Here is a 5,917-nt window from a genome sequence, read left to right as displayed (position 1 = left end):
GGTTCGCCCTCGACGGTCTCGCCCGCGGTGAGGGTGCCCTGTGCGTTGAGCGTCCACGGGTGGTCACCGGCCGGCTCCTCCCGCTCGGGCCGCGAGTAGATCTCCACCGTGCGACGGCCGTCGTTGTCGGCCTCCCCGACGACCACCTGAAGCTGCACGCCACCCCGCTCCGGCAACACCAGCGGAGCCGCCAGCAGCAGTTCGGCAAGCCTGTCGGTGCCCGCCTGCTCACCGGCGCGCAAGGCCAGTTCGACCAGGGCGGTACCCGGCATCAGGACGGTGCCGTTGACGGCGTGCTCGGCCAGCCAGCCGTGCGTGCCCAGCGACACCGAACCGGTGAAGACGTGGGTGTCCCGGTCGGCCAGGCTCACCGTCGCGCCCAGCAGCGGGTGCAGGGCCGGGTCCAGTCCGAGGCCTGTGGCGTCGAGCGGGGCGTCGGGGCCGTCCAGCCAGTACCGCTCGTGCTGGAAGGCGTACGTCGGCAGCTCGACCCTCCGGGCACCGGGGAAGACCCTGGACCAGTCGGGGGTGGCGCCGCGCAGCCGCAGCAGGGCCAGTGACGCCGCGACGGTCTCCGGCTCGGACCGGCCGCGCCGCAACGCCGGAACGAGAACCCCGGGCACCTCGGTCAGGCAGGCCCCGGCGAGCGCCGTCAGCACGCCGTCGGGCCCCAGCTCCAGGTACTCGGAGACGCCCTCGGACTCCAGGAACCGCACACCGTCGTGGAACCGGACGGCGCCACGGACGTGGCGGACCCAGTAGTCGGCAGAGGTGAGTTCCTCGTCGGTGGCGAGGACACCGGTGACGTTCGAGACGACGGGGATGTCGGGGGCCTTGAAGTGCAGCTCCGACACGATGTCCCGGAACTCGTCGAGGATCTCGTCCATGTGCGGGGAGTGGAAGGCGTGCGAGACGGCCAGCCGCTTGACCGGAGTGTCCCGCCTCCGCCAGGCCGCCATGATCTCCTCGACGGCGTCCCCGTCACCCGAGATCACCGTGGCACGCGGCCCGTTGACACCCGCGACGGCGACGCGCTGCTCGCCGTACGCGAGCAGGGACTCGCGTACGTCGTCCTCGCCGGCCTGGATCGCGGCCATGGCACCGCCTTCGCGGGCCGCCTGCATGAGCCGTCCGCGCTCGGCGACCAGGACGCACGCCTCGGCCAGGTCGACAACCCCGGCCAGATGAGCCGCGGTGACCTCGCCCAGGGAGTGGCCGAGCAGATAGTCCGGACGGACTCCGTAGTGCTCGAAGAGACGGAACAGGGCGACTTCGACCGCGAACAGCGCGGCCTGCGTGAACGCCGTCTGGTCGATGAGCGCGCCGTCGGCCGACGTCTCCGGCGCGAACAGCACCCACTTGACGGGACGCACCAGCAGCGGATCCAGATGCGCGCACACCTCGTCCAGCGCCGCGGCGAACACCGCGCTGCTCTCGTACAGTTCGCGTCCCATGCCGAGGCGCTGCGCGCCCTGGCCGGTGAGCAGGAAGGCGACCTTGCCGGCACGTGCGGTGGGGGTTCCGACGACCGACGCGACCTTCTGCCCGTCAGTCGAACCGGCCAGTGCCGCCAGGCCCTTGAGCAGGTCCGCACGGCTCTCGCCCAGGACGGCCGCCCCCTGGTCCAGCAGCGCGCGACCGGTGGCCAGCGAGTACGCGACGTCGACCGCCGCCAACTCCGGCCTCGACTCCACGAACCGGTACAGCCGATCGGCCTGGTCACGCACCGCCCTCTCGTCCTTGCCCGTGACGATCCACGGGACCACGCCGGAGGGCGCGTCCGGCCGTGCGGCGGGCTTGGCCGGCGCCGGGGCCTCCTCGATGAGGACGTGGGCGTTGGTGCCGCTGATGCCGAAGGAGGAGACGCCCGCGCGGCGTGGCCGGCCGTCGGTCGCCGGCCACTCGCGGGCCTCGGTCAGCAGGGACAACGCTCCGGCGTCCCAGTCGATGTGGCTGGAGGGGGTGTCGGCGTGGAGGGTCTTGGGGAGGGTGGCGTGGCGCATGGCCTGGATCATCTTGATGACGCCGCCGACGCCGGCTGCGGCCTGTGCGTGGCCGATGTTGGATTTGAGGGAGCCGAGGTAGAGGGGGTTGTGGGGGGGGCGGTTCTGGCCGTAGGTGGCGAGGAGTGCCTGTGCTTCGATGGGGTCGCCGAGGCGGGTGCCGGTGCCGTGGGCTTCGACGGCGTCGATGTCGGCGGGTTCCAGCCCGGCGTTGGCGAGGGCCTGTCGGATCACCCGTTCCTGCGACGGCCCGTTGGGGGCGGTGAGTCCGTTGCTGGCGCCGTCCTGGTTGACGGCGGTGCCGCGGATGACGGCGAGGATGTGGTGGCCGTTCCTGCGGGCGTCGGAGAGTCGTTCGACGAGGAGGAGGCCGACGCCTTCGGACCAGCCGGTGCCGTCCGCGTCGTCGGAGAACGACTTGCAGCGTCCGTCGACCGACAGACCACGCTGACGCGAGAACTCCACGAAGGTGTGCGGGCTGTTCATCACGGTGACACCGCCGGCGAGGGCGAGGTCGCACTCTCCGTTGCGCAGGGCGCTCGCGGCCATGTGCATCGCGACCAGTGACGACGAGCACGCCGTGTCGACCGTGATCGCCGGGCCCTCCAGGCCGTACGTGTACGAGAGGCGGCCGGACAGCACGCTGGAGAGGTTGCCCGCGAGCAGGAAGCCCTCGAACTCCTCCGGCATGGCCTCCAGACGCGACGCGTAGTCGTCGTACATGGCACCGGTGAACACGCCCGTGTTGCTGCCGCGCAGGGTGGCCGGGTCGATGCCCGCACTCTCGAAGGTCTCCCACGCGGTTTCCAGGAGCAGGCGCTGCTGGGGGTCGGTCGCGGTGGCTTCGCGGGGGGACATGCCGAAGAACTCCGGGTCGAACAGGTCGGCTTCGTGCAGGAAGCCGCCTGAGCGCGTGTAGGAGGTCCCTGTGTGGTCCGGGTCCGGGTCGTAGAGGTTCTCGAGGTCCCAGCCGCGGTTGGAGGGGAACTCGCTGATCGCGTCGGTGCCGTTCGCGACGAGGTTCCACAGGTCCTCGGGGGACGACACCCCGCCCGGATAGCGGCACGCCATGCCCACGATCGCGATCGGCTCGTCGGCGCGCACGGCGGCGCGGCCAGGGGTTGTCGTGGGTGCCTCGGCCGGTGTCACCTTGGTCAGCAGGTAGGCGGCCACCGCCGTCGGCGTCGGATGGTCGAAGACCGCCGTGCTGGGCAGCCGCAGACCGGTGGCCGCCGAGAGCCGGTTGCGCAGGTCCACGCCGGCCATCGAGTCGAACCCGATGTCCTTGAAGGCGCGGTCCGGATCCACGGCACCGGCGCCGGAGTGACCGAGCACCGAGGCGACCGTGGCACGTACCAGCGCCAGGACCGCGTCGCGGCGTCGCGCCTCGGGCAGCTGAGCGGTCTGCCGGGCCCAGCCGGACCCGCCGCCGGCCGAGCCGGTCTGCGCGACACGACGCGGACGTGGACGCACCAGGCCCCGGTAGAGCGCGGGGACCGGCCCGTCACCGGCCGCCAGCCGGCCCGTGTCCAGCGCGACCGGCACCAGCAGCGACTCGCCGGCCGTCAGCGCCAGGTCGAACAGGGCGAGGCCCTGTCGCGGGGTGAGGGGCGTCATGCCGAGTCGCGCCCAGCGGGCGAGGTCCGCCTCGGTGAGGGTCGCGCCCATGCCGGCCGAGCCGTCCCACAGGCCCCAGGCGAGGGACGTGGCGGGCAGGCCGTGCAGGGCGCGGTGCTGGGCGAGCCCGTCCAGGAAGGTGTTGGCCGCCGCGTAGTTGGCCTGGCCGGCCGTGCCGGTGAGGCCGGACACGGAGGAGAACAACACGAAGGCCGTCAGGTCCAGGTCACGGGTCAACTCGTGCAGATGCCGGGCGGCATCCGCCTTGGGCCGCAGTACCGCGTCCAACTGCGCCTCGGTCAGCGACTGGACGGTCGCGTCGTCCAGGACACCGGCGGCGTGCACCACCGCGGTCAGCGGGTGCTCGGCGGGGATCGAGGCGATGAGGGCCGCGAGGGCGTCCCGGTCGCCGACGTCGGCCGCGGCCACCGTCACCGCGGCGCCGAGCCCTTCGAGTTCCGCGCTCAGCTCGGCGGCGCCGGGCGCGCCGAGGCCCCGGCGGCTGACCAGCAGCAGGTGACGTACCCCGTGCTCGGCCACCAGGTGGCGGGCGAACAACGCGCCGAGACCCCCCGTGCCGCCGGTGACGAGGACCGTGCCGTCGGTGTCGAGACGGCGGTCGGGCACCCCACCCGGCGCGTCGGCGCGAGCGAGCCGGGGCGCGAGCAGCCGGCCGTCGCGCACCGCGATCTGCGGTTCGTCGGCTGCCATCGCGGCGGGCAGCAGAGTCCCGGCCGTGGCGTCGTCGGACCCGTCGACGTCGATGAGGACCAACCGGTCGGGGTGCTCGGACTGGGCCGAGCGGACCAGCCCCCACACGGAGGCGCCCGCGAGGTCCACGTCGTCTCCGGCGCGCGCCGCGACGGCGCGCTGTGTGACGACGGCGAGCCGGGAGCCGGCGAAGCGTTCCTCGGCCAGCCACTCCCGCACGAGTCGCAGCACCCGCCGGGCGGCGGGCGCCGGGTCACCCTCGCCGTCCGCGTCGCCCGGCACCCGCACGACCACGACGTCGTCCGCCGCCACGGAGTCGAAGGAGCCGTCGGCCTCCGACCACGTAAGGGCGGCGTCCGCCGCGGGCGCGGGCAGTTCGGTCCACTCCACGGCGAACAGCGAGCCGGCGTCGCCGCCCGCCGCCGCGAGGCGCCGCCGGGGCACCGCACGCAGGGTGATCTCCAGGCCGGCCACCGCGGAGCCGGCGGCGTCGGCGACCGTGATCGTGGCCCGCCCGGGACCGGTGGGTGAGATGCGTGCGCGCACCTCCGAGGCGCCCACGGCGTGCACGGCGACGGCGTTCCAGCTGAAGGGCAGCCGGATCTCGGCCGGATCGCCGTCGGCGCCCGCGTCCAGCACCAGCGGGTGCAGCACGGCGTCGAGCAGCGCCGGATGCAACCGGAAGTCGTCCGCGACACCGGCCTGTGCCTGCGGCAGGCGCACCTCCGCGAAGACCTCTTCACCGCGGCGCCAGACGCCGCGCAGGCCCTGGAACGCGGGACCGTACTCGTAGCCCAGGGCGGCGAGCCGGTCGTGGACGCCGTCCAGGACGTCCGCCTCGGCACCGGACGGCGGCCACACGGCGAGATCTTCTTCCACGGGGGGCACGGCCGCCGCGGGGGCCAGGACACCTGTGGCGTGCCGGGTCCACACGGGGGCGTGGTCGTCGCCGTCCGGGCGGGCGTGCAGGCTGAACTGCCGGTGCCCGTCCGCGTCCGGCGCGCCCACCGTCACCTGCACACGGACGGCGTCGCGCTCGGGCAGCGGCAGCGGCGCCTCCAGCATCAGCTCCGTCACCCGCGGGACACCGACGTGCTCGCCCGCCGCGACGGCGAGTTCGAGGAACAGCGTGCCTGGCGCGATGACCGTACCGGCGATGGTGTGATCGGCCAGCCACGGCTGGCCCGCGCGCGAGATGCGGCTGGTGAACAGGGCGTCGGCGCGCTCGGCGAACTCCACGGCCGTGCTCAGCAGCGGATGTCCCGCAGGGTCGAGGCCGAGGCTCCGGGCGTCGGTGCGCGGGGCGGCGTTCAGCCACAGATGGGTCCGCTGGAAGGGATAGACCGGCAGGTCCGTGCGCTTGCCGCGGGGGAAGAAGGAGCCGGCGTCGAGCGGGGCGCCCTGTGCGTACGCCGTGGCCGTGCCGATGGCGAACGTCTGCGGCTCGGGGTGTCCGGACCGCAGCAACGGCACGGCGATGATCGTCGGTTCGTCGAGGGTGCGTCGGGTGAGGGCGGTGAGGTGGGCGTCGGGGCCGATTTCGATGTAGGTGCCGGTGTTCTGGTGGGCGAGGTGGTGGAGGGTGT

1 protein-coding gene is annotated in these 5,917 nt (G+C 73.6%); it reads right to left on the bottom strand.

The window, feature by feature from the left end; all coding sequences use genetic code 11:
• Positions 1-5,917: type I polyketide synthase (locus tag ACFV6X_RS35365; RefSeq protein ID WP_385390528.1), on the bottom strand; the 5,917-nt coding region annotated here is incomplete at both ends.

Source organism: Streptomyces sp. NPDC059861 (genome assembly GCF_042731435.1).
Classification (GTDB): Bacteria; Actinomycetota; Actinomycetes; order Streptomycetales; family Streptomycetaceae; genus Streptomyces.
This window is presented reverse-complemented; position numbering and strand designations above follow the sequence as displayed.